The 21,824-nt window shown below is 59.8% G+C and carries 20 protein-coding genes and 1 pseudogene; 8 read left to right on the forward strand and 13 right to left on the reverse strand.

Features of this window, described 5'->3' with window-relative positions; all coding sequences use genetic code 11:
* Positions 1-10: 10 nt before the first annotated feature.
* From CSQ92_RS29475 to CSQ92_RS21150, 10 genes and pseudogenes are all read right to left on the reverse strand, one after another.
* A complete protein-coding gene (locus CSQ92_RS29475) occupies positions 11-823 on the reverse strand; it encodes a DUF2345 domain-containing protein (RefSeq protein WP_257219317.1) in 813 nt (270 codons plus the stop codon).
* Positions 809-2,860: pseudogene (locus CSQ92_RS21110) on the reverse strand (type VI secretion system Vgr family protein); the annotation flags it as partial. The pseudogene CSQ92_RS21110 and the gene CSQ92_RS29475, both read right to left, overlap by 15 nt.
* A 75-nt stretch (positions 2,861-2,935) precedes the next feature.
* Positions 2,936-3,799, reverse strand: coding sequence for a hypothetical protein (locus CSQ92_RS21115; protein ID WP_143450412.1), 864 nt, complete (start codon positions 3,797-3,799; stop codon positions 2,936-2,938).
* A gap of 74 nt (positions 3,800-3,873) precedes the next feature.
* Positions 3,874-4,869 (reverse strand): extracellular catalytic domain type 1 short-chain-length polyhydroxyalkanoate depolymerase, encoded by a 996-nt coding sequence (locus tag CSQ92_RS21120; RefSeq protein WP_099395288.1) that lies wholly within the window; start codon positions 4,867-4,869, stop codon positions 3,874-3,876.
* Between the two features lie 84 nt (positions 4,870-4,953).
* Positions 4,954-7,158 carry a TonB-dependent receptor gene (locus CSQ92_RS21125; RefSeq protein ID WP_099395289.1) on the reverse strand — a complete coding sequence of 735 codons (2,205 nt, stop codon included), beginning with the start codon at positions 7,156-7,158 and terminating at the stop codon, positions 4,954-4,956.
* A gap of 148 nt (positions 7,159-7,306) precedes the next feature.
* Positions 7,307-8,113, reverse strand: a complete 807-nt coding sequence (locus CSQ92_RS21130) for an alpha/beta fold hydrolase (protein WP_099395290.1) — start codon at positions 8,111-8,113, stop codon at positions 7,307-7,309.
* 116 nt (positions 8,114-8,229) lie between these two features.
* Complete coding sequence (locus tag CSQ92_RS21135; protein ID WP_034784500.1) at positions 8,230-8,868, reverse strand: TetR/AcrR family transcriptional regulator; 639 nt, start codon at positions 8,866-8,868, stop codon at positions 8,230-8,232.
* Positions 8,869-8,975: 107 nt separating this feature from the next.
* Positions 8,976-9,932, reverse strand: coding sequence for a bifunctional helix-turn-helix transcriptional regulator/GNAT family N-acetyltransferase (locus CSQ92_RS21140; RefSeq protein WP_099395292.1), 957 nt, complete (start codon positions 9,930-9,932; stop codon positions 8,976-8,978).
* Between the two features lie 97 nt (positions 9,933-10,029).
* On the reverse strand, positions 10,030-10,455 hold the full coding sequence (locus tag CSQ92_RS21145) for a hypothetical protein (protein WP_099395293.1): 426 nt from the start codon (positions 10,453-10,455) through the stop codon (positions 10,030-10,032).
* Between the two features lie 27 nt (positions 10,456-10,482).
* Complete coding sequence (locus tag CSQ92_RS21150) at positions 10,483-10,908, reverse strand: hypothetical protein (protein ID WP_099395294.1); 426 nt, start codon at positions 10,906-10,908, stop codon at positions 10,483-10,485.
* A 171-nt stretch (positions 10,909-11,079) separates the two neighbouring features.
* Here CSQ92_RS21150 and CSQ92_RS21155 point away from each other — a divergent pair, with 171 nt between their 5' ends.
* The 4 genes from CSQ92_RS21155 to CSQ92_RS21170 are packed head-to-tail and all read left to right on the forward strand — an operon-like array spanning position 11,080 to position 13,381.
* A complete protein-coding gene (locus CSQ92_RS21155) occupies positions 11,080-11,574 on the forward strand; it encodes a hypothetical protein (protein ID WP_099395295.1) in 495 nt (164 codons plus the stop codon).
* Positions 11,575-11,583: 9 nt separating this feature from the next.
* Positions 11,584-12,105, forward strand: coding sequence for a DUF1993 domain-containing protein (locus tag CSQ92_RS21160; protein ID WP_099395296.1), 522 nt, complete (start codon positions 11,584-11,586; stop codon positions 12,103-12,105).
* Positions 12,089-12,820, forward strand: coding sequence for a DUF1566 domain-containing protein (locus tag CSQ92_RS21165; protein ID WP_099395297.1), 732 nt, complete (start codon positions 12,089-12,091; stop codon positions 12,818-12,820). Before CSQ92_RS21160 ends, CSQ92_RS21165 begins: the two co-directional genes overlap by 17 nt.
* Before the next feature lie 42 nt (positions 12,821-12,862).
* Positions 12,863-13,381 carry a hypothetical protein gene (locus CSQ92_RS21170; RefSeq protein ID WP_099395298.1) on the forward strand — a complete coding sequence of 173 codons (519 nt, stop codon included), beginning with the start codon at positions 12,863-12,865 and terminating at the stop codon, positions 13,379-13,381.
* Between the two features lie 14 nt (positions 13,382-13,395).
* Here CSQ92_RS21170 and CSQ92_RS21175 read toward each other — a convergent pair whose 3' ends face one another.
* Positions 13,396-14,112, reverse strand: a complete 717-nt coding sequence (locus CSQ92_RS21175; RefSeq protein WP_099395299.1) for an SDR family oxidoreductase — start codon at positions 14,110-14,112, stop codon at positions 13,396-13,398.
* A gap of 163 nt (positions 14,113-14,275) precedes the next feature.
* Between CSQ92_RS21175 and CSQ92_RS21180 the strand changes: the two genes are divergently transcribed.
* The 4 genes from CSQ92_RS21180 to CSQ92_RS21195 all read left to right on the forward strand — a co-directional run bounded on the left by CSQ92_RS21180 (position 14,276) and on the right by CSQ92_RS21195 (position 18,297).
* On the forward strand, positions 14,276-15,580 hold the full coding sequence (locus CSQ92_RS21180; RefSeq protein ID WP_099395300.1) for an MFS transporter: 1,305 nt from the start codon (positions 14,276-14,278) through the stop codon (positions 15,578-15,580).
* A gap of 338 nt (positions 15,581-15,918) precedes the next feature.
* The gene (locus CSQ92_RS21185; RefSeq protein ID WP_034784508.1) at positions 15,919-17,499 is read left to right on the forward strand and encodes an isocitrate lyase; all 1,581 of its coding nucleotides are present in this window, start codon (positions 15,919-15,921) and stop codon (positions 17,497-17,499) included.
* A gap of 141 nt (positions 17,500-17,640) precedes the next feature.
* On the forward strand, positions 17,641-17,823 hold the full coding sequence (locus tag CSQ92_RS21190) for a type II toxin-antitoxin system HicA family toxin (RefSeq protein ID WP_099395400.1): 183 nt from the start codon (positions 17,641-17,643) through the stop codon (positions 17,821-17,823).
* 51 nt (positions 17,824-17,874) lie between these two features.
* Positions 17,875-18,297, forward strand: coding sequence for a type II toxin-antitoxin system HicB family antitoxin (locus CSQ92_RS21195; RefSeq protein WP_099395301.1), 423 nt, complete (start codon positions 17,875-17,877; stop codon positions 18,295-18,297).
* A 650-nt stretch (positions 18,298-18,947) separates the two neighbouring features.
* Here CSQ92_RS21195 and CSQ92_RS28885 read toward each other — a convergent pair.
* Both CSQ92_RS28885 and CSQ92_RS21210 read right to left on the reverse strand, forming a co-directional pair.
* A complete protein-coding gene (locus CSQ92_RS28885) occupies positions 18,948-20,612 on the reverse strand; it encodes a tetratricopeptide repeat protein (RefSeq protein ID WP_143450413.1) in 1,665 nt (554 codons plus the stop codon).
* On the reverse strand, positions 20,609-21,766 hold the full coding sequence (locus tag CSQ92_RS21210) for a protein kinase domain-containing protein (protein WP_099395304.1): 1,158 nt from the start codon (positions 21,764-21,766) through the stop codon (positions 20,609-20,611). Before CSQ92_RS21210 ends, CSQ92_RS28885 begins: the two co-directional genes overlap by 4 nt.
* Positions 21,767-21,824 lie beyond the last annotated feature (58 nt).

Consider the following 21,824-nt stretch of genomic DNA (forward strand, 5'->3'; position numbering starts at 1 on the left):
CCTGACCTCGTCAATCCTTGTTGTTGAATACTTCGATGGCGGCCAGGTGCATTGCCGCGCGCTCCAGCACGTCCGTCTTGCCGCTCCCATCGCTGCGCCCATCGGCCGCCGAACCATCGCCCAGCTTCACGGCAAAGTGTGCCTGCGGCGCCAGCTGCGGTGCTGGCGGTACGCCATCGACGGCACTGTCGTCGCCCGCGTACTGAAAAATGAATTGCTGATCGGCCTTGCCTTCGGCAAAGCTTGGCAATTGCACTGCCATGCTTTGCGGGTCGTTGAAGACAAAGTTGGGCGCATTGAACTGCAGCGGCGACTTGCTGCCAAAGGTGATGCCGTCGGCGATGCGGATGAAAGCGCCGTGCTTGGAAATCAACACGATTTCATCGGCCATGCCAATCACCTTGCCTTCGCTGGCCGTCAGCTTCAGGTTTTTCGCCGCATTGATTTCCATGTCGTCATGCTGGCTTTGCAGCAGGAACTTGCCATGGTGGGCGATGGCGCGGATGCCGTCCGCGTGGGAAAACAGCGAGATACCCTTGCCCGCATTCACACTGTAGCGATGGCCAGCCACCGCCTGCAGGTGCTGCTGCGCCACGGTATCGATGCTGCCGGCGGCGTAGCTGACGATAGCCTTCGAACTGGCAAAGCTGATGCCGGCGGGCGCCGTGACGGCTATCGCCGCCGCCCCACCCAGCTCGGCACGGGGCGCCGTATTGCTGCCGCCTTCCCAGCCTTTCAAGCTGTGCTGCAACTCCTGCTGCGCGTGATCTTCCTGTTCCAGTGCCTGATGCGTCGCCGCATAGCTGCCCAGCGAGCGAAACAATTCCAGGCAGTTTTCCATCAAGCCCAGATATTCGCTGCGCGCCATGTGGCCGCCATCGCCGTTCAGGCGCTTCCAGGCGGAAATCAGCATGCCCTTGCCCGCCCGCATCGCCAACTGCTCGTCGGTACGCAATTCAGCGCCCTCGCCCCGCGCATCGCCCTGACCATTGCGCCGGTCCTGCGTCAGCCAGCCCAGGTTGAGCTGGGTGGAACCATGATCGCTGGCAAGCTGGGTGTTGATTTGTCCGTGGGCATCATCAAAGCGCAGCTGATTGCCACGCGTGCCCTTGATTTCGCGGCTCTTCATGCCGGACAAATAACGGTTGCCGGGCAAGTCGCCTGCCTTGCTCAAGGCAGCTGGCTGCGCGTTGTGGTTGTACAACTGGCCCACGATAATGGGCCGGTCCGGATCGCCACCGAGAAAGGCCAGCAAGACTTCGCTGCCCACGCGGGGCAAGCCCAAATAGCCGCATTGCAGCATGCTGCCGGGACCGTTACCCGCCCAGCTCGACGCGACGCGCACCCAGGCCGAATCGGCATCCGTATCGGAGGCGCCCGTGCCGCCTGCATGCTCGTGATCCAGCGTGCGCGTGGCGGGAAAGCGCACCTTGACCCGGCCCATCGCGTCGCAATGGACCTCCTCATTTGCCGGCCCCACCACCACGGCGCTTTGCATGGGAACTGGCGGCAGGTCGATGCGTGCATCGTAGGCTGGAACGATGGGCACGCCGCGCCGCACGGCAGCCAGTTCAATATGCATGCGCAAGGGGCCATCGTCCACCGCCGCCGCCAGTTCGCGCTGCACCAGCGATCCGTCATCGGCCAGCCAACGGTTGCGCGCAAACAAACGCGCCACCCTGGCGGCCAGCTCCCTGGGTAAATTATTCTGCGCCGCCACCTGCAGCGACGTGACGACAAAATCGCGCTCGACCGCTGGCAAGGCGTCGATATCGGGATGCTCGGCCAGGCTGAAGTACTCGCCTGGGCACAGGTCGCGCACGCTGCCTTCGGCGTGAAAGCAGTGGCTCTCGTAATCGTGCTGCTGCATGGCCAGCATGCCCAGCTGACACAATGCCTCATGATCCGCGCCCGCGCGCGGCGGCAGCACGCGGTAATCATCGAGGGTGGCGGCAATGGCATTGCCATGCATGCCTTGCTGCCCCCGCCCCAAGGCATCGGCGGTCATGAACGGCCGCGCACGCGGGTGTTCCTCATTCCAGCTATGGCGCGTCACCTTGCCCGCCTGCAGCTTGCGCACTTCGCTCCACGACGTCAGGGTATCGCGCTGCTCCGTCGCGCGGTCCGCGTGATAGCGCACGGTGTCCGCCATGTTTTTCCGCAAGCCGTCGGCATGGTTGAACAGCACCAGGGTATGCGCCGGCTCGGCATGTGCATCCGTATTGTCCGCGGCACGAAAAAACCAGGCGACCCCACTGCGCTTGAGCAGGCGCCGCACAAATGCCGCATCGGACTCATTGTGCTGCATGACAAATTCGCGCTACGGGTATGCCTGCGCTTCGAAGAAATCGGCAAACGCATACTGGAAGGCGTGCGCCAGCACGGTATTGCTGCGTATCCATTCGTCGAGCAGGGTCTTGACGATCTCGATATCCGTCAGGCGCCGGAAGACGCGCGTATTGCAGCGCTTTTCCATGATGGCGAAGGCGTCCGCCAGCACCAGCTGGTAGCTGGCCAGCGCGCCATCGCTGTCACCGGCACTCGCTTGCGCGACGATGCCGCAAATACTGCGCAGCTGCCCCTGGTCGGTGACGATGTCGAGTGCGGCGGGCAAGGCAATCAAACTACTCAGCGGCAAGTCCGCATGCGTCGAGACACACAGCACGCGGTACTCGATGCCGCCACAGATGGCTTCCCTGCCGGCAATACGCTGCGGTATCAGTACACCGGCAGGTATCTTGGGCGATACCCCCAGGCGCAGGCGCAAGGGACGCTGGGCACCCGATATCGACTCGTCACCGTCCATGGCGTTCTCCTCATGCGCACTGCATTTAGAGCCTATCCCAGTAGATGAATACATCTCCCTACTGGGATAGGCTCTTAATCAAGCTGGAGAACCGACAATGCCATGGGATGGCGGGGAAATACTTGATATTTAGTAAGAATCCGCCAAGGTTCCCAATACTTCCCTCAACTTTTCCCGCTTGGCCAGCAAGGCGGGATCAAACGCCGTCCACCGCTCCAGCCGCAGCGCATACGCCGGCGTCATCATCCAGCCGAACACTTCCGCCTTGTCTTCCTCGGGGCCGTAGGCCGCGTACAGGCTGACGAGGCCTGGCTGCGGGTGGCCCAGGTTCTGGAAGCCCTTGCCGTAGGCCGTGGCGCCGCCCTGACCGTAGGCTGTGCCGGGCGGGTTCATGGCCAGCCAGGCAGGATCGCGGTAATAGAAATCGTTGAACAGACGGTATTCGATGAAGTGGTAATACTCGTGGTGCACGCGCAACTCCATGCCGGATGGACACAGGGCGGCCAGCAGGTTGTCGGCATAGACGACGCTGTCGATTTCCGGCGCCGGCATGGCCAGGCGGCGCTGGCCATCCACGCTCAAATCCTTGACCAGCACGACGTGGCGCAAGCCCGTGCGCGCGAAGACGCCGGCCGGGTAGCGTTCCATGGCCGGCAAGACGATACTGAGCAACAATTGCAGTCCGGCGCGGTCTTCTTCCGACGCCGTAAAGGCGTGCGCCTCGCTGCCGGGCATGGACAAGGTCCAGGCGGGCGCCAGTTGCAGGGCCGCCAGGCGCGCCGTGGCGATGGCCTGCAGTTGCGCCACGCTGGCGTCCTTTGCTGCGACGGGCGCATAGTGCACGTTCCAGTCGCATTCGCTGCGCATGCTGTCTTGCTGGGCGGCACGCTCGAACGCTTGCGCATAGGCGGCCGATGGCGCGGGCGGGCCGACGCTGGCGCAAGCGGACAGCAACGCAAGGGCAAGGCAGGACAGCAGGCGGCAAGCAGGCATGGGATCTTTCACAGGCAACAAAATGGGGCGCAATCGCCGCGCCCCATTCTACAAGCTGCTCGTTCCTCACGCCATCAGCGCTGGTACTGCTTGAAGAAATTCCAGCTGATCACGGTGGCGTCAGGGCCCAGTTCATCGCTGAACGGCCAGCCGGGAGGGCCGCCGCTCCACGCGTGGTTCATGCCTTCCACCGTATACTTTTGCGCGATGACGGCGCCGTTGTGCAGATACGTGTCGATGGAATAGCTGCGGCCATACGGCACCGTCTGGCGCACGATGCTGTCGGCACGGTAGCGCACGCTGTCGTTGTCGAGGCCATCGTCGCCATAATCGCTGGTCTGCAGGAATTGCTCGATGGTTTGCTCGCCGTTGACGGGATTGACGACGATGTCCGAGGTGCCATGGAACACCATTGTCGGCATCAGGCGGCGCGGCGAACCGGAGCAGCGCCAGGCATCCTTGCCCCGTATTTTCGGGTCGAACGAGCTGCCGTTGAACAGCGAGTCGGCAGCCGTGAGCATGCCGATGGCGCCCTTGTACATGCCGCCCGAATGCACCATCACGGCGGCGAACACATCGGAATAACAGGCGGCCATGATGGAAGCCATGGCGCCGCCGGCCGAGATACCCGTCACATACACGCGGCTATCCTGCACCGCATATTTATTCTTGACCTTGTTCAAGATGCCCATCAGCACGGCCGGCTCGCCCGTACCCCGCTCCTGGTTCAGCGGCAACATGAAATTCCAGCAGCGCATGGGGTTGGCCGTGGCGTTCTGGCGCGGATAGACAACGATGAAGTTTTCGCTGTCGGCCAGCTGGTTGTAGCGGCTGACGGCGGCCATGCTGTTGGGCTCGGAACCGCAGCCGTGCAGCATCAACACGACGGGCAGCGGCGTGTTCGGATTGTAATTGCTCGGTAGCCAGACCTGATATTCACGTGTACCCCACAGGCTCGCGTACAGGCCGAAATCCCACTGCCCGGCAGCAGCCGGCAGCGCGGCCAGCAAGCCGCAGGCGGCGATCAGTGCAGATAATAAATGACGCAGTTGTTGATTCAGATGTGCCATGCCAGTCTCCTGATTATTATTCACGACGAAAACAGCGACAACCAACCGGCTTGACGCCCGTCAAGCCGGCACTTCTACAACTTCTTAAAATTTGTAGCCAGCCTTGGCGATGATCTGGCGTGGCGGACCATAGAAACCGTCGAGGATGAACACGGCGGGAATGTTGTAGCCATCTGTGCGGTAGCGTTTATTGCCCAGATTGCTGCCATGCAGGCTGAAGGTCCAGTTCTTCGGCGCTTCCCACACGACGCCAGCCGTCCAGATGCTGTAGCCGCCCTGCGCCAGGGTTTCGCTCAAGTCCGTGGTCGGATACACCTTGCTGCGGTAGCCGTAGCCGACCATGCTGCGCAGCGCGCCGCCGAACACGTCACGGTCCGTGCGCGTCAGGTTCAAGCCCACTTGCCGGGCCGGCGTATTGCTGAACTTTTGCGTATCCGCGATATTCTTGCCGCCGCTCATGAACTCGTCATAACCGGCGCTCAGCAGGGCGAGGAAGCCGTTGACTTCCCACTGGCGGTTGGGACGCCACGAGAATTCGAACTCGGCGCCTTTGACGGTGGCCTTGCCCGCATTCGTGAAGTCGCCATAGAAGCCCGGCACGCCGCCCGGCTGCACATAGCTGGTGAACACGGACAACTGGATATCCTTGTAGCGGTTGTAGAACAGGGCCACGTTGGCATCAAACGTGTCGTCCGGCGCCGCGTACTTCATGCCCACTTCCAGGGCGTCGAGTTTTTCATCCTTGTACGGCCGCGCCGAGTCTGGCACCACCAGGTTGTTGGCGCGCACGTTGTAGCCGCCCGACTTGAAACCGCGCGACAGGTTGCTGTAGAAATTCGTCGTCTTCGACGCTTCATAACGCACGGACAGTTTCGGCGAGGTATTGCTAACGGAGAGCGACTTGTCGAAGTCGGCCGCCGTCTGGATAGGCCGCGTAAAGCCCACGTCGGCGAAAGCACGGTTGAGCACGATGGCACGCTTTTCCTCGCGCGTGTGGCGCAAGCCCGCATTAATGCTCCACACCTTGCCCAGCGGCCAGGTCCAGTCCGTGTACAGCGCCGTGCTGTCCGTCTCCACCGTGCTGACGGCGGCCGTGAACTGGCGCCCCAGGAAATTGTTGTAGATGCCGCCGCCGGCCGTGCCTTCGAAGCGGTACAGGCCGATCACGCCGGCGCCATAGTCGCCGCTGTACGAGGCCTGCAATTCAAGGCTCTTCTGTTCGTCACGCGAGTCGCCGAACACGTCGGCGATGGGCAGCGGCAAGCCGTCGAAGTCGATGGTTTGCTCGGACGTGCTGCGCCGCTTGGCGCCGATCACTTTGACGGACCAGTCATTCGACAAGGTGTAGTTGGCCACCAGCGAGCCGCCCCGGTTGTGCGTGAAGTTGTTGCCCGGCATGCCGCTCTGGATGTCATAGGCATCCGTGCTGGCCGGCCGCTTGAGCGGATCGAAGGCGCTCACGCCCATGCGCTGGAAACCGCGCACGCCCGATTTGTCGTCCGTGGCGTCCAGGCTCAGCACGACGGTGAGCGGGATGTCCTGTGGAAAATAGCCGACGGACAGGCGCGCGGCCGTGCTGTCCTGGTCGCTGACCTGTTCGCCGTTGAAGGTGTTGCGGCCGAAACCGTCGCGGTCCAGCTTGGCGGCCGCCAGGCGCGCGCGCCAGGTGCCGTTCTCGTTGGCCAGGTTGAACGCGGCCTTGAAGTTGCGCTGGTTGTAATTGCCGATGCCCACTTCCGCCGAGGCGCCGTTTTCCTTCGCCAGCGGACGCGAAATATACTTGATGGCGCCGCCGATGGTGTTCTTGCCGTACAAGGTGCCTTGCGGGCCGCGCAGCACTTCGATGCGCTGCACGTCGAAGACGTCGAGCAAGGCGCCTTGCGGCCGGGCCATGTAGACATCGTCGAAATAAATGCCCACGCCCGGGTCCACGCCCCAGACGGGGTCGGCCTGGCCCACGCCGCGAATGAAAGCCGTCAGGGTGGTATTCGTGCCGCGCGAGGCGTACACGGTCAGGTTCGGCACGCGCTCCTGCAAATCGGCCAGGTTCTGGATATTCGCCCGTTCCAGGGCCTTGGCGGAAAACGCCGTGACGGCCAGCGGCACGTCCTGCAGGCGCTCTTCGCGGCGGCGGGCAGAGACCGTCACGGTTTCCATGCGTTCTTTCGCATCGCTGGCTTCCTGGGCACTGACGGCAGTCGCCGGGTTGGCTTCCTGCGCCTGGGCCTGGGTGGCAAACGCGCCGGCAACGGCAAGGGCGGCGGGCATCAATTTCAAAGCAAGTTTCATAGCGTCTCCAATGTCAGGCTTGCTTACCGCCAGGGAAGCCGGCCGGATTCCAGAATCGCAAGACGTAACGGTACCCGCGCGCGCAATGCGAGCACCTGCCCAGCGATGACTGTTTCCCGGCCCCCGGCCCGTGCGGCGAGTGGCCTGTTTATTTTGAATGTAGAGTAAGGAAGGACTGCAACAAGGTATTCACACGCTGCGCCTGGTCCAGGGGCGTGGCGTGGCGCGAGTTCGCGATGATCTCGATCTCGCACTGCTGAAACTGTGCGGCAAAGGCCCGCTTGCTGGCGACGGGCGTGTAATCCTGGTCCGCCGCCATGATGAAGACGGGCATGGCCAGGGCCTGGAAATGAATGTCGATATCCCAGTGGAAAATGGCGTCCAGCGCGGCCAGGTAGGCGCGCTTGTCCATGCCCTCCATCTGCGTGGCAAAGCGCTCGACGAGGGCTTGCTGGGCCGGATCGGGAAACAGTTTCTTGCCGATGATCTTGCCCATGGCTTTCAGGCCGAAGGTGGCGATCACCGTGCGGCGCAGCCAGTAGGCAAACAGCAGCGCCGCCGGCTTGCTGCCCTGGAATGGCTGGGAATTGATCAGGCACAAGCTGGCCACGCGGCCGGGGGCGCGGTTGGCCATTTCCAGGCCCACCATGCCGCCCAGGGAAAAGCCGACGATGTGCGCGCGCGGCACGTCTAGCTGGTCCATCAGGTTGAAGAGATCGTTGGCGAAGTCGCCGATCTGCCAGTCGCCGTTTGGCGCGGGACTGGTGCCATGGCCACGCAGGTCTGGCACGATGAGGCGGTAGCTGCTGCCGAGGGCGTCGATTTGCGGGCGCCAGTCTTCGGCGCAGGAGCCGAGGCCGTGCAACAAAAACACGGGATCGCCCTTCCCTGTCTCGGTGCCGGGATCGAGGTCGAGGTAATGCAATGGAACATCGGATGTCGTGTGACGCCGCATTCTGTCTCCTTGCTGTTGAACATGCTTTGTGTTCAGGTGCAGGAATATATTTTCCTGCTGTTGGAAAACATAATACGGAATCCGAATTCCGATTTCAAGTTAAATCGCTAAATATCTCAAGTCAGGTAATTTAAAGCAACACGCACCAGCTCATCCTCCAGCGCCGCGGCCGATAAAAAGGAGAGCGAGCCCGACAACACGTGCTGGTTCAGGATGCCCAGCAGCACGGGCGGCACCACCATCATCGCCTGCGTGGGATTCGGGTGGCGGATGCTGGCCGACTTGCTGGCCAGCACGGCCACCGTGCGCTGCGAAATCAGATGGTTGATCTGGTGCACCTTGTCGCGGAATTGCGCATCCTGCGAGCAACGGGTGATCAGGGCGCGCAACACGCCGCGCCGGCCCATGTTGACGGCCACGAACATGGCCACCATGGCGCGGATGAACTCTTCCAGGCTGCGCCCTTCCCACTGGCGCAGCTCCGTCAGGGTTTCGACCTTTTCCACCATATCGGAAAAAAAGCGCTGCAGCAGCAAGCGGCTCAGGGTGTCCTTGTCGCCCAATAAACGGTAAAACGTGCCCACCGAGGTTTCCGCCAGCTTGGCCAGGTCGGCCACGCCAATTTCATCGAAACGGTTTTCCGCCAGCAACTGTTCCCCTACCAGCAGCAAGCGCTCGAAGGCCAGCTTGCTGCGCGCCTGGGTGGGCTCGGGTGGAACGATCAACTGCGGGAAGGGCATCGGGAAGGAAGGCATGCGGCGTCGGCGTCTCGAAATAGTGGAACCTGGGTTCCGTTATGGGTGCGCGTATTGTAACGCGGGAGACGGCCGATGGGGAGCACCGCGTGGCGCCCTCGCGTGTGCTACCTGCCCTGCCACTCCATGTAGACGTCGGCGCGCTGGTAATGGGCGTCGCCGGCGGGCCGCGCCACGTGCGTAAAACCGCTGCTTTCATACAGGCGGATGGCGGGCGCCAGCTTACTGTTCGACTCCAGGAACAGCCGTTGCGCGCCGCTGGCCTCGAAGGCGTCGAAAGCCCGTTCGATCAGCCGGCGCGCGATGCCCAGGCCCTGGCATTCGGGCGTGACGGCCATCTTCGACAGCTCGATACTGCCATCGCCGGCGTGGATGAGGGCGCAAGTGCCAACGATCTTGCCGTCCAAACGCGCGAGAAAAATCTGTCCGCCGTCGTCGAGGATCGAGCGTTGCGGATCGGACAACACCTTGTCATCCAGCGCCTCGACATAGAAATAGCGTTCCAGCCATTCGATATTCAGGCGCTTGAAATCTGCTCCGTACTGCGCCGCATAATCGATGATCTCCACGGCAGCCCGTTCGCGCTGGCGCCGGCAGGCGGCGATCGTCTCGCCGAATCCCTGCGATTGCAGGCGCGCCTCGGCCCGGTCCAGGCTGGCCATCAGTTGCGGCGCGCCCTGCTCGAACACCACATCGACGGCCGCGCGCACGTCGTCCCACAGGGGCACCATGTTGCGCAGCAAGGCTTGCCCGGCGTCGGACAGCGCCAGCAGGCGGCGCCGTTCATCCTTGGCGTCCGGCATCTCCGCCACCACGCCCGCATCGAGCAGCTTGCGCCCCAGCTGCACCACCACAGGGTGCGTCTGTCCGATCTGCGCGGCCAGGACCGTGATCGCCGTCGGGCCATTGTCGCGCAGCAGCAATAACAAAGGGAAACAGCGCGACGTCAGCTCGACGCCGGCCGCCAGATAGCTGGTATCGACGCCGGCATACAGTTGATCGGAAAGACGGCGCAGGCGGCTGGCCAGCATCAGGGAGCCGTAGGTTTGCAGGGTGGAAGACATGTTGGGCGGGATATATGTAAGTAGTTACGTATACCCTAACGTAAACCAGTTTCCTTGGTCAAGAAGAAGTATTCGCCGCACAACAGGCACGCCGAAGTCAGAACACGCCAGCCTTGCCCGCCTCAAAGGCGTCTCTCCACAGATGGTAGCCCTCCAGTTCGCTTTCATGAACAGCTTCATGGCCTATCAATGACTGCCCTTCGGCAGCGCCCGGACTGCGATTCGGAGCGTGGCCTATCCTGACCGTCCAGTTGCCATCCAGCGCAGCGGCCTGCGCCTCCTCGGCCGAGTCGAACTCGTATTCGCCGTATGCACAGCCGATGATCAGCAGGTAATCGTCCTCCGTTGCCACGATGTCCTTGCCGCCCATGTAAATCGCCTCGCCGCGGCCGACCTCGACTGTATCTATCTTCAACACCTTGGAAACAGAAAACTTGCCGCCCTCGTCTTGGGAAAGCAGCAGGTCTCCTTGCTCGAAAGGAAAAGTTTTATAGTCGGGAGGGAAGAAATTTCCTGCAATCATGGTGACACCTTTCAGTTTATATTTACATCAATCTTCATCGGCCAGCGCCGCTTGCAGCCTGGCTCGGAACACCGCCCCGGCCACCTCGCCCAAGGTCGGCCACACCTGCGTCAGCCAGCGCTTGCCCTCCTCGCTCACCGCCACATATGGCGCGTCGCGCGTGGCGCAGGCCTGGCCAATCGCGATGACTTGCCCCGCATCTTCCAGGCCGCCCGCGATCATGGCGTCGATGGGCAAGGCGATCAGCTCGGCGGTCAGATGCGGGCGTAGCAGGCAGGCAGGCGCGATGATGGCGAACGACGCTTCCACATAATTCCAGCAATTGGTGGGCCAGTGGGCGTTTTTCACATTTTCCAGGAAGACAGCATCACTGAGCGTTTCCGGATGGGCTTGCGCCTGCGCATAAAAGGCGGCAAGGGCGACGAGTTGTGGCGGGGAAGTCCAGGTGGGCATCGGTCATTGATCCAGGCAAGCTGCGCCAGGCTGGCGGCAGTGGCGGACTGTAACATGTTCAATTAACACGCTGAAACACCAATGAGCGAGGCATAATAATGTCCGCCGCCACTCTCGCCAGTCACAGCCATGCCAACCGCCTTTGAACTCTGGAAAGCCGAACTTTTAATTATGGGTAACATCACCCAGGATGACGATACCTCCACGCCGCCCGATGAGGCCCATCGGCGCTTCCAGCGCTACTGCGCCATGCTCGATGCGCTGACGGGCGCGGAAGGCGCGCAATACGCACTGGCCATTTTTCAATCTGTGCAGGCCGAGCACGACTACGGCGCCTATCAGACGGCCAACCGCGCCGCCTGGCGCTTCGGTGAAACAGTGTATTGCACGGCACTACTACAGGAACTGCCGCGCCTGATCACCAGCCTGCCCGACTGGGCTGGAGAATTTCTCGTCGGTATCGCCAACGGCGCCGGCACGCCCAGCGCCTCGACCATCACCTGCTTCAACACCGTGCTGGCCACCACGCCACCAACGCATCAGGCGCTGATCGCCGCCTTTATTGCACAGGAAGAAGACGACGGCTGGTTCGACCATTGCCCTGGCGTACTGGGGCATCCGTCAAGGCCGGGCGCCTTTCCACTCCCTGTCAACATCACTACTTGAGGAATATGCATGTCGGTCTACGCCATTACCATCCCCTGCTTTGCACAGATGCTGCGCTCCCTGACGACGCTGTTAAATAAAGGCGAGGAACGCGCCCAGACGCTGGGTTTCGATCCCCAAAATCTGCTCGACGCGCGGCTGGCGCCCGACATGCATACCCTGGCGCGCCAGGTGGAATTCACGTGTACCCAGGCGCAGGAAGCCGTGTGCCGGCTGACACAGCAAGCGCTGCCCCTGCTCGCCACGCCCGCCAACATGCCGCAAGCCAAGGTGCTGATCGAGGACACCCTGGCGATGCTCGCTTCGGCGGACCGCGCAGCCATCGACGCTGGCGCGCAGCAGCCAGTGTCGATCGCCCTGGCCGGTGGCCTGACCTTCGACATGACGGGCCAGGAATACGCGCTCAACTGGGCCACGCCGCAGTTCTATTTTCACCTGGTGACGGCGTATAACATCCTGCGCCATAACGGCGTGCCGCTTGGCAAGGCCGAGTATGTACAACATATGTTTGCGTATGCGCGCCAGCCATAACCAGCTGGGCGCCATTGACGGCGAGCGCTACGCGGGCATCATGCCTGGCCACGCTGGCGGCGCCGGCTACCGGCTGTTCCTGCTGCCCGGCGAAGCCGATGCCCTGCCCTGGCAAGCCGCGCTCGACTGGGCCGCGGCACGCGATGCCTGCCTGCCGACGCGCAGCGAATTGGCCCTGCTGCACGCCAACTTGCGCCACGCCTTCCCGGATGCCTGGTACTGGTCGTCGGAAGCGGATGCCATCCTGCCCCGCATGGCCTGGAGCCACGATTTCGATAACGGCACCCAGTACAACTTTCGCAAGACCTACTCGGGCCGCGCCTGCGCCGTGCGCCGGGTGGCGCTGCCGCCATCGGCCGCCGCGCCCGTCCGTTTGCGGCAGGGTGAACGCTATGCCGGGCTGATCCTCGGCAAGGATGGCGCGCCCGATTACCATCTGCTGTTGCAGCCGGAAAAGTGCGAGCTGGAGTACCAGCCATGGCAAGCCGCATCAGACTGGGCTGCCAGCCTGGGTCACAGCTTGCCGGATCGACGCGAGCAGACCTTGCTGTATGCGACGCTGAAAGATGTATTCCGGCCAAACTGGCACTGGTCGAGCGAATTGGGCGACATCGAGGACGAAGCGTGGTGCAAGGATTTTGACACGGGCGTCGCCTATCAGAACGCGCGCGAGTTTGACGGCTATGCGCGCTGCGTGCGCCGGGTGCTTGTATAGTACGCGTTTGCTCAAGCGAGCGATGCCCCATCAAGGAAAACCATGCTGTTATCACTCGACGATCCCCTCTGGCCCACCCTGGAAGGCGGCTACCGCGTACCTTACGACGTGGCCGAGGCGGTCAAGGCCATGCAGGCGGGCGAAGACGTGTGGCATGAGCTATGGGAAGAGTTGCACCACCAGGGCGACGTGGGCGTCGCCTCGTATGCGGCCGTGCCCCAGCTCGTGCACATGTTGGGCGGCGCCGAGTCGCGCGAGGAAGATTTCTATGCGCTCATCGCCCTGATTGAAATCGAGCGCCACCGCCAGCACAATCCGCCTCTGCCGGACTGGCTGGCCAACAGCTACCACGATGCCTGGGCGCAACTGCCCGCCATCGCCGCGCGCGACCTGCAAGGCCAGCTCGACCCCGTCATGCTGGAATCCGTGTTCGCCGTGCTGGCCCTGGCCAAGGGCAAGCTGCGGCTGGGCGCCGCCCTGATGCACATGGATAGCTCGGAAGTGGACGAGTGGCTGGAAGAGCATCTCGGCTGGTCCGAGGTCTACGGCAAGGACGCGTAAAGACTGGAAATAAGCTAGAAACGCTCGTCGCGCAGCGCCGGCATCACCAGTTCGCGCACGAACGAGGCATTCGACAAGCTCAGCAAGGTGCGCACGACGGCGACGACATCATGCACAGGAATCAGCTCGCCTTCGCCCCGCGCGGCGGCGTCCGCCAGCGGCACGGACAAGCCATCATAGGTATTCAAGTAGCCCAGCTGCAGCGCCGTCACGGCCAGCCCCTGTTCGCGGAAACCTTCACGCAAGGCATCGGCGATGCCGTTCAGGGCGAATTTCGACGCGCTGAACGTCACTTCCGGGCGGCCGCTCTGGCGCAGGCCGGACGTCGACCCAGTGAGTATCAGCTGCGGCTTGCTGCTGGCCAGCAAGCGCGGCACGAGGCGCTTGAGCAGCAATATCGTTGCCGTAATATTCGTATTGACCATGTCGACGATGGCGTCGTCCGCATCGTCGAGAAAAGCATACTCGTCGCTAAACGCTTTTTCTTCCCACACGCCCAGGTTATAGATCACGGCGTCCAGCGTGGCGGGCGCTGCACGCGCGATACTTTCGACCGCTTCGGCGGGTGCGGCCAGGTCCGCCGCGATCCATTGCAGTTGCGTCCCCTGGCCTGCAGGCAAGTCGGCAGGTTGCTGGCGCGATACGCCGATGACGGCATGTCCGTCAGCCAGCAAACCGTCCACCAGCGCGCGTCCCAGGCCCCGGCTGGCGCCCACGATCATGATATGCATACTGTGTCCTTTCCAATGAAGTCAACGCCGATGATAGCGGCGTTGTATTAAGCACAGCTGAGGCGGCTCCCCCTACGCGCGCGCCTGCCACAGCATTTACTCACGCGGCGGAAATGCGTATGCTAGATCCGGCAATCTCCGATAACACACAAGAACGAGACACATGCCTACTTCCGACACCGCCGCAAGCAACGCCGCAACGCGTCCCCTCACCCAACAAGACTATAAAACCCTGTCGCTGGCCGCCCTCGGTGGCGCGCTGGAATTCTACGATTTCATCATCTTCGTCTTCTTTGCCAACGCCATCGGCCAGTTGTTCTTCCCGCCGGAAATGCCGGAATGGCTGCGCTTGCTGCAAACCTTCGGCATTTTCGCCGCCGGCTACGTCGTGCGTCCCCTGGGCGGCATCGTCATGGCCCACTTCGGCGACTTGCTGGGCCGCAAGCGCATGTTCACCCTGTCCATCCTGATGATGGCCGTGCCGACACTGCTGATCGGTCTGCTGCCCACCTACGCCACCATCGGCCTGGCCGCCCCGCTGCTGCTGCTCCTGATGCGCATCTTCCAGGGTGCGGCCGTGGGCGGCGAAGTGCCGGGCGCCTGGGTGTTTGTGTCCGAACACGTGCCCAGCCGTTTCACGGGTTTTGCCTGCGGCGTGCTGACGGCGGGCCTGACGGTGGGTATTCTGCTCGGCTCGCTCGTGGCGACGGGCTTGAATACCGTCTACACGCCGCAAGAAATCGCCGATGGCGCCTGGCGCTATCCGTTCCTGCTGGGCGGCATCTTCGGCTTTGGCGCCATGTATTTGCGCCGCTGGCTGCATGAAACGCCGGTGTTTGCGGAAATGCAGCAGCGCAAGGCGCTGGCGACGGAAATGCCCTTGAAATCCGTGCTGCGTAGCCACCGCGGCGCCGTCGTCGTGTCGATGCTGCTGACCTGGATGCTGTCGGCCGGCATCGTCGTCGTCATTTTGATGACGCCTGCCCTGCTGCAAAAGATCCACCACATCGCGCCGCGCACCACGCTGGTGGCCAATACCGTTGCGACCCTGTGCCTGGCTTTCGGTTGCATCATCGCAGGCATGCTGGCCGACCGCCTGGGCGGCAAGCGCGTGATCTTCGTCGGTTCCGTGCTGCTGGCCATCAGTACCTACATTTTCTACACCACCGTCGGCAGCCGCCCCGACCTGCTGCTGCCCCTGTACGCGATGACGGGCCTGTTCGTCGGCGTCGTCGGCGCCGTGCCCTACGTGCTGGTGCAGGCGTTCCCGGCCCAGGTGCGCTTCTCGGGACTGTCGTTTTCCTACAACTTGTCGTACGCGATTTTCGGCGGCCTGACACCCGTGATCGTCACCCTCATGCTGAAGAACAACGTGCTGGGCCCCGCCTATTACGTGATCGGCGTGTGCGTGGTGGGCATGCTGACGGCACTGTTCATCAAGGACCAGCGGCAGACGGTGGGACGTTAAATCAGCCGCCAGCGAGCCAAGCCACCTTCGGGTGGCTTTTTTTTTCGCCCTGATTTGTCGCGCTGCACCAAAATCTGAAAAGGCGTTTCACATCGCGGGATTTCAAACGGCAGACTCATCCATTAATGCTCTCACTTTTTGAAAATTCATTTCACATCATGAAAAATTATAATTAAGTCGTTGAAAAGGAACGATTAAATTTAAGTTATATGTCTTATATAAGACTTGAAGATCGGCGCGAATCGGCCTACTATTTAGTCATGCAGTTTGCTTCGACAAGACGTTGTGGCGCACTCGGCGATTTTCTCAAACATAGCTTTTCTTTTTAGGAGATTCACATGTCCCAATATCAAGACGACATCAAGGCTGTTGCTGGTTTGAAAGACCAACAAGGTAGCGCCTGGAACGCCATCAATCCCGAGTCCGCCGCCCGCATGCGCGCGCAGAACAAGTTCAAGACCGGCCTGGACATCGCCAAGTACACGGCAAAGATCATGCGCAACGACATGGCCGCCTACGATGCGGACCCATCCAAGTACACCCAGTCGCTCGGTTGCTGGCATGGTTTCATCGGTCAACAGAAGATGATCTCGATCAAGAAACACTTCAACAGCACCGACCGCCGCTACCTCTACCTGTCCGGCTGGATGGTTGCCGCCCTGCGCTCCGAGTTCGGCCCGCTGCCGGACCAGTCGATGCATGAAAAAACCGCCGTTTCCGCCCTGATCAAGGAGCTGTACACCTTCCTGCGCCAGGCCGATGCCCGCGAACTGGGCGGCCTGTTCCGCCAGCTGGACGCGGCCCAGGGTGATGCCAAGCAAGCCATCCAGGCCAAGATCGACGGCCACGTCACCCACGTCGTGCCCATCATCGCCGACATCGACGCCGGTTTCGGCAACGCCGAAGCCACCTATTTGCTGGCGAAACAGTTCATCGAAGCGGGCGCCTGCTGCATCCAGATCGAAAACCAGGTATCCGACGAGAAACAATGCGGCCACCAGGACGGTAAAGTCACGGTGCCGCACGAAGACTTCCTGGCCAAGATCCGCGCCATCCGCTACGCCTTCCTGGAACTGGGCGTGGACGACGGCATCATCGTCGCCCGCACCGATTCGCTGGGCGCCGGCCTGACCAAGCAGATCGCCGTCACCAACGAGCCAGGCGACCTGGGCGACCAATACAACTCCTTCCTCGACTGCGAAGAAGTGTCGGCTGACGCGCTGGGCAATGGCGACGTCATCATCAAGCGCGAAGGCAAGCTGCTGCGTCCGAAACGCCTGCCGAGCAACCTGTTCCAGTTCCGCGCCGGTTCCGGCGAAGAACGTTGCGTGCTCGACTGCATCACCTCCTTGCAAAACGGCGCCGACCTGCTGTGGATCGAAACGGAAAAACCGCATATCGCGCAAATCGGCGGCATGGTCAGCGAAATCCGCAAGGTCATCCCGAACGCCAAGCTGGTGTACAACAACAGCCCGTCGTTCAACTGGACCCTGAACTTCCGCCAGCAAATCTTTGACGGCATGAAAGCGGCAGGCAAGGACGTGTCCGCCTACGACCGCGCCCAGCTGATGAGCGTGGAATACGACCAGACGGAACTGGCGATCGCCGCCGACGAGAAAATCCGCACCTTCCAGGCCGACTCGGCCCGCGAAGCCGGCATCTTCCATCACCTGATCACCCTGCCGACCTACCACACGGCAGCCTTGTCGACTGACAACTTGGCCAAGGAATACTTCGGCGACCAGGGCATGCTGGGCTACGTGGCCGGCGTACAGCGCAAGGAAATCCGCCAGGGCATCGCCTGCGTGAAACATCAAAACATGTCCGGCTCGGACATCGGCGACGATCACAAGGATTACTTCAGCGGCGAAGCGGCGCTGAAGGCGGCTGGTAAAGACAATACGATGAACCAGTTCTGAGCTTTTGGTTTGGTTGTAGAGTGACAAAAGCCCGCTTTGGCGGGCTTTTTTGCGTCTGAAGGTTGCGTAGCGCCAGACTTGGAATACACACTTATACACATTCTGTGTATGATTATAGATAGCAGTACTTGGGAGCGACGCATGAACTCAAGTCAATTGATACGAATGCTGAAAGAGGATGGCTGGGAAGAGGTACGCATCAAAGGCAGCCACCATCACTTTAAACATGCAGAGAAACCTGGCTTGGTCACGGTACCGCATCCGAAAAAAGACCTGCCTGTGGGCACATGGAACAGCATATTAAGGTCTGCTGGCTTGAAATGAGAAAGCTACTGCGTGTTGCAGAGTTCTACAAATAGTAGTGAGGAACTAGCAATGGATATCCCCGTTGTCATTTTTAAGGATGCAGGTAGCGTTTACGGCGTAAACGTCCCCGACATCAAAGGCGTCCACTCGTGGGGCGATAGCGTAGAAGACGCGCTCAACAACGTCCGGACAGCCATCACCAGCCACATCGAGACACTGCTGGAACTGGGCGAACCCGTGGATATCACGCAAAGCAAGATCGAAGCCCTGCAAGCCAATCCTGAGCATGCGGGTGGCATCTGGGCATTGGTCCACCTCGACCTTGAAAAACTCGACAGCAAGCCCGAACGCATCAACATCAGCCTGCCACGCTTTGTGCTGAGCAAGATCGACCGCTATGCGGCAGCGCGGCACGAGACGCGCAGCGGCCTGCTGTCGCGTGCGGCGCTCAGCTTGATCGAGGCCGAAGCCAAGGGCGGCGGTGCGCGGTGATGTAAAACGCCTGACTCGACAACGCGCCTAGCAGGCCCGGCAATATCAGCGATGCCAACATAAATTAACGGCAATCGATATCGATGTCGTTCTGTCCGGCCTTGCGGCCTTTCCTGTAGATGAATTCGCAAAGGCTGACTCAGTGACGCAGGGTCAGGTCCGCCATTTGGACACGGATTGATGCCTTAGGTGCAGTAGAAGCCTGAAGGTCTTTGTCGGCATGGGTTCGTAACCTATCGGGGGCTTCGAAGAGTCTGACCTATAGACCCTCTTGGAATCTGCCAATTGCTGCCCGCTACGCAGGCGCAGGCAGCTTCGCGCGCTGAGGGCCAGAGTTTGTGTTCTGACTGAGCCGGCTTCTGCAGCGCTCAATACATCAGCCCGTGTCGGAATGGTAGACCTGACCCCGCCCCCGAATTTGCCCCAGCCACCGGGTGCAACAGGCACGACGAAAAAAGCCGTGATTGGAGCGATCATATACAAACTAGCACATCTGATCTATAGTGTGATCCATACTGACAAGCCCTTTGATGCACATTATGTGGTAAAAGGATTTGCCATTCAAGACGGTATCTGCCCCCGGCCCCGAGTGCTTGAATCACCTTAAACTCATTAACTAACCTACGAATATGCCAATGGCCATCTTTGTTTCACGCGCTTGAACTGTCGTGAGGCTTCACTAAAGACTCCTGAATCGGAATGAAGGTATCTGAGTTTACAAAACTGTAGTCCAAAAGGAGCTGGCGTCCATAGTCCACACGAACAGTGTTGTCTTTCCGGAAGGGCTGTTTGAATAAGTTCTCGGCATCATCTGGCCTCTTCGCTGCCTTTTTAAGAGTCGTCGCATAGAACAACGAGCCAGGAGTGGCCTTAGCCGTATCGTTTGAAAGAATTTCAACCATTCGTGCAAGCAATTCCACGCTCCAATGTGCCCTAGCAAGTATCGCTTCACGCAAATGGTTTTGAATGCATAACAACACAGCACCGGAATTCTGCTGCTGTTCGAAAATTCTCTCGGCGCTTTCATAAAATTGCTTGCCCTTCTCTAGATTCCCTGTTCGATAGAAGAGAAGTCCGATTGTTGCTTCTGCGTGAGCCACAGTTTGACGGTCTTCCGACTTTTGGGCATTAAATAGGTCGCGTAAGATTATTGCCGGCGTCACTTTAAAACGCTCCAGCATACCTGGATCGCCCGAGGCCAAAATACAGAATGCACGGTTAATCTTCAACGTCGGGTTATCGGAATTTGCCCGAAGACCAATTGATAGAATCTGCTCAATTGAAGCATAATCGTCGAGAAGACTAGCCAGATAACTTGCAACAACAGCTGCACGCGATGAGTAAGGTTCGTCTCGCACCCAGTCTTTCGCAAATCGTACTGCTGACTCCATCTCGCCGGACGCATAGGCGGCCCAGCATTTCGCTTCGCTTGCATCATCAATGGTATTCACCGCCGAAAGATCAAGGTTCAAGACATGGCGCGCTCTCTTGGCCCATTGCGCTTGCGCTAAGACGTTTCCTGTAGGTTCGATCAGCGATTGCTGAAGCAACTTTCTCGCTTGCTTAGCTTGCCCAGAATCTAATTCAAGCGTTGCGATTGCACTTGAAAGTTCCCCAAGATGAATCGGACGTAAATCAGCCGTCAGCAATTTCTTCGCCTCTTTCCAAAAGGCTGGCGCTACTCCAGCAACTTGCGAAACCGCAACATTCGCGGCTAGCAGCCATGGGTCAGCTCGTGTAAATGGATTCCTCGAAATTACATCTAATGCTCGATCCGGCATCCCCAAATGCACAAATAACCGACTTGCAGAGCGAGTGATCCATCTATTCCCTCCTGCAAGCTCAACAGCTGCGAGCATCGCTCGTTCAGACTTATGGTTTTCGCCCGCACTGGCGTACAGACGTGCTAGATCCGCCCACGCTAAAGGGTTTATCATTGATCCTCGGAGCCGCTTTCGTAGTAGCCGAATTGACACCTGCTCAGTCAAACTAGCTGGACTAACATCCGATTTTCCTATCACCTGCTGCGCAAGGCGACGAACAGCCGGAGGCATATTCACATCCTGCAAAATCAACTTGGCAGCAGCACTTACATCTAAATTATTGCCTTCTCTACTAGCAATATTCAGTAGGTCAAGTGCATTTTCGGAAGAAGGTGTCTGGGTAAACTCACGAAGCCTCTGCGGCGTCCCAAGTTCAACACTTTCATCTGGAACCGCACGTAGACGCTGCATTTCAGGTGACTGAAGCGCTTGCGTTGAATCTATCCAGATCGGTATTACACGTCGATCAGTCGTTTCGTCGAATGCACTCATGGGTTTCCGCTTAGTGCCTTTTCAGCTTTAGTGGCATTGTCGCTCATGCGAACTTGTACCTCAGCACGTTTGACCAAGATGCTTAGTCGCGTGATGAGCCGATCCAATCCAGTTGTGTTCGGGTTGCGCTTCAAAACTCCTGCGTCCCCTCGTTGAGCATAATTTGGGTGCGCAGTCTCTCTTATCAAGGCCACGAGCTCCTCACTAGCCCACGCTGGGAATGCATCGTGTCCGAGCTCGCCAAGTGTTTGCTCGAAAGCGTCAATCAAATATGGAAGTGCCATCGTATAACTGGGACCCGCGCCCCCCCATCTTCCCGGCCTCGCGGCAACATCTAACTTATCTATGAACCAAGTATTTAGCTCAACTCCAGAAAAGAGGTATACGCAAAGTGCCCCCCATTGGAAAAGATCAATGCGCTCCCTCCCATTTACCCAGTCTGATTGTGGCGCACGATACAAGATTTCTGGTGGGGCATACGAATAATCACCTGGGTACGGATTACCTGCGAAAGGACAATTTCCAGTCCCATCAATAACTCGACCGAGATCGCCGATCTTTGCCCCGAGCCGTTGAAAAATCATCACATTCGACGGTTTTAGATCCGAATGTGCAACGGTAGCTTTGTGCAATTGTTGCAATCCGGTAAGCGTGTGGTGAAGATAAGAGAGCTTAAGCACAGTTTCTGCTTCAGATATCTTGTTGACCCAGCTCCGTGCATCACCTTGATCGGCAATCTCCAACACCAAGAAGGGGACTTGATTAATCTTGTCCCCTAGCAAGGCCGTAGGCATCAGATCGCCAGCCTCGATCACCCGAACAACCCTACTCATATGGCGATCCTTGCAAAACTCATGCATTCTGCGTTCAAACTCGAATTCATTCAGTTTTTCACGAAGGTCCCCCAACAAATTCGTGGAACGTTGAAGTGCGCGATCGACGTCCAAAGCCTTTAAGAACGCTATTTCCCTCACACCCGACCTTGGGTTTACGCGATTGACTTCATAACCCACAGAAAAATTTCCGCCAGTCAATCCAGGCGTATTTAACTTTATGGAGCGTAGCAACTGAGTTACGGTCCAGCCGCCTTGCGTTGTATGGCCTATCAACCGCTCGGCCGGGGTTGGCGCTGTCCCGGATAATATTGCGTTCATATGTACCTATATAACTTAATTTTGGTCCAATCGAAACTACTGTAGTAGTTGGGCAATG

This window comes from Janthinobacterium sp. BJB446 (assembly GCF_002735655.1).
Classification (GTDB): domain Bacteria; phylum Pseudomonadota; class Gammaproteobacteria; order Burkholderiales; family Burkholderiaceae_D; genus Janthinobacterium; species Janthinobacterium lividum.

Excerpts from the sequence above, each read along its gene's own strand:
- CSQ92_RS21180 (WP_099395300.1), top strand. The coding sequence starts at position 14,276 with ATGCCTACTTCCGACACCGCCGCAAGCAACGCCGCAACGCGTCCCCTC.
- CSQ92_RS21140 (WP_099395292.1), bottom strand. The coding sequence starts at position 9,932 with ATGTCTTCCACCCTGCAAACCTACGGCTCCCTGATGCTGGCCAGCCGC.
- CSQ92_RS21165 (WP_099395297.1), top strand. The coding sequence starts at position 12,089 with ATGCGCGCCAGCCATAACCAGCTGGGCGCCATTGACGGCGAGCGCTAC.
- CSQ92_RS28885 (WP_143450413.1), bottom strand. The coding sequence starts at position 20,612 with ATGAGTGCATTCGACGAAACGACTGATCGACGTGTAATACCGATCTGG.
- CSQ92_RS21130 (WP_099395290.1), bottom strand. The coding sequence starts at position 8,113 with ATGCGGCGTCACACGACATCCGATGTTCCATTGCATTACCTCGACCTC.
- CSQ92_RS21170 (WP_099395298.1), top strand. The coding sequence starts at position 12,863 with ATGCTGTTATCACTCGACGATCCCCTCTGGCCCACCCTGGAAGGCGGC.
- CSQ92_RS21175 (WP_099395299.1), bottom strand. The coding sequence starts at position 14,112 with ATGCATATCATGATCGTGGGCGCCAGCCGGGGCCTGGGACGCGCGCTG.
- CSQ92_RS21155 (WP_099395295.1), top strand. The coding sequence starts at position 11,080 with ATGGGTAACATCACCCAGGATGACGATACCTCCACGCCGCCCGATGAG.
- CSQ92_RS21135 (WP_034784500.1), bottom strand. The coding sequence starts at position 8,868 with ATGCCTTCCTTCCCGATGCCCTTCCCGCAGTTGATCGTTCCACCCGAG.
- CSQ92_RS21185 (WP_034784508.1), top strand. The coding sequence starts at position 15,919 with ATGTCCCAATATCAAGACGACATCAAGGCTGTTGCTGGTTTGAAAGAC.
- CSQ92_RS21195 (WP_099395301.1), top strand. The coding sequence starts at position 17,875 with ATGGATATCCCCGTTGTCATTTTTAAGGATGCAGGTAGCGTTTACGGC.
- CSQ92_RS21120 (WP_099395288.1), bottom strand. The coding sequence starts at position 4,869 with ATGGCACATCTGAATCAACAACTGCGTCATTTATTATCTGCACTGATC.
- CSQ92_RS21115 (WP_143450412.1), bottom strand. The coding sequence starts at position 3,799 with ATGCCTGCTTGCCGCCTGCTGTCCTGCCTTGCCCTTGCGTTGCTGTCC.
- CSQ92_RS21150 (WP_099395294.1), bottom strand. The coding sequence starts at position 10,908 with ATGCCCACCTGGACTTCCCCGCCACAACTCGTCGCCCTTGCCGCCTTT.
- CSQ92_RS21190 (WP_099395400.1), top strand. The coding sequence starts at position 17,641 with ATGAACTCAAGTCAATTGATACGAATGCTGAAAGAGGATGGCTGGGAA.
- CSQ92_RS21160 (WP_099395296.1), top strand. The coding sequence starts at position 11,584 with ATGTCGGTCTACGCCATTACCATCCCCTGCTTTGCACAGATGCTGCGC.
- CSQ92_RS21210 (WP_099395304.1), bottom strand. The coding sequence starts at position 21,766 with ATGAACGCAATATTATCCGGGACAGCGCCAACCCCGGCCGAGCGGTTG.
- CSQ92_RS21145 (WP_099395293.1), bottom strand. The coding sequence starts at position 10,455 with ATGATTGCAGGAAATTTCTTCCCTCCCGACTATAAAACTTTTCCTTTC.
- CSQ92_RS21125 (WP_099395289.1), bottom strand. The coding sequence starts at position 7,158 with ATGAAACTTGCTTTGAAATTGATGCCCGCCGCCCTTGCCGTTGCCGGC.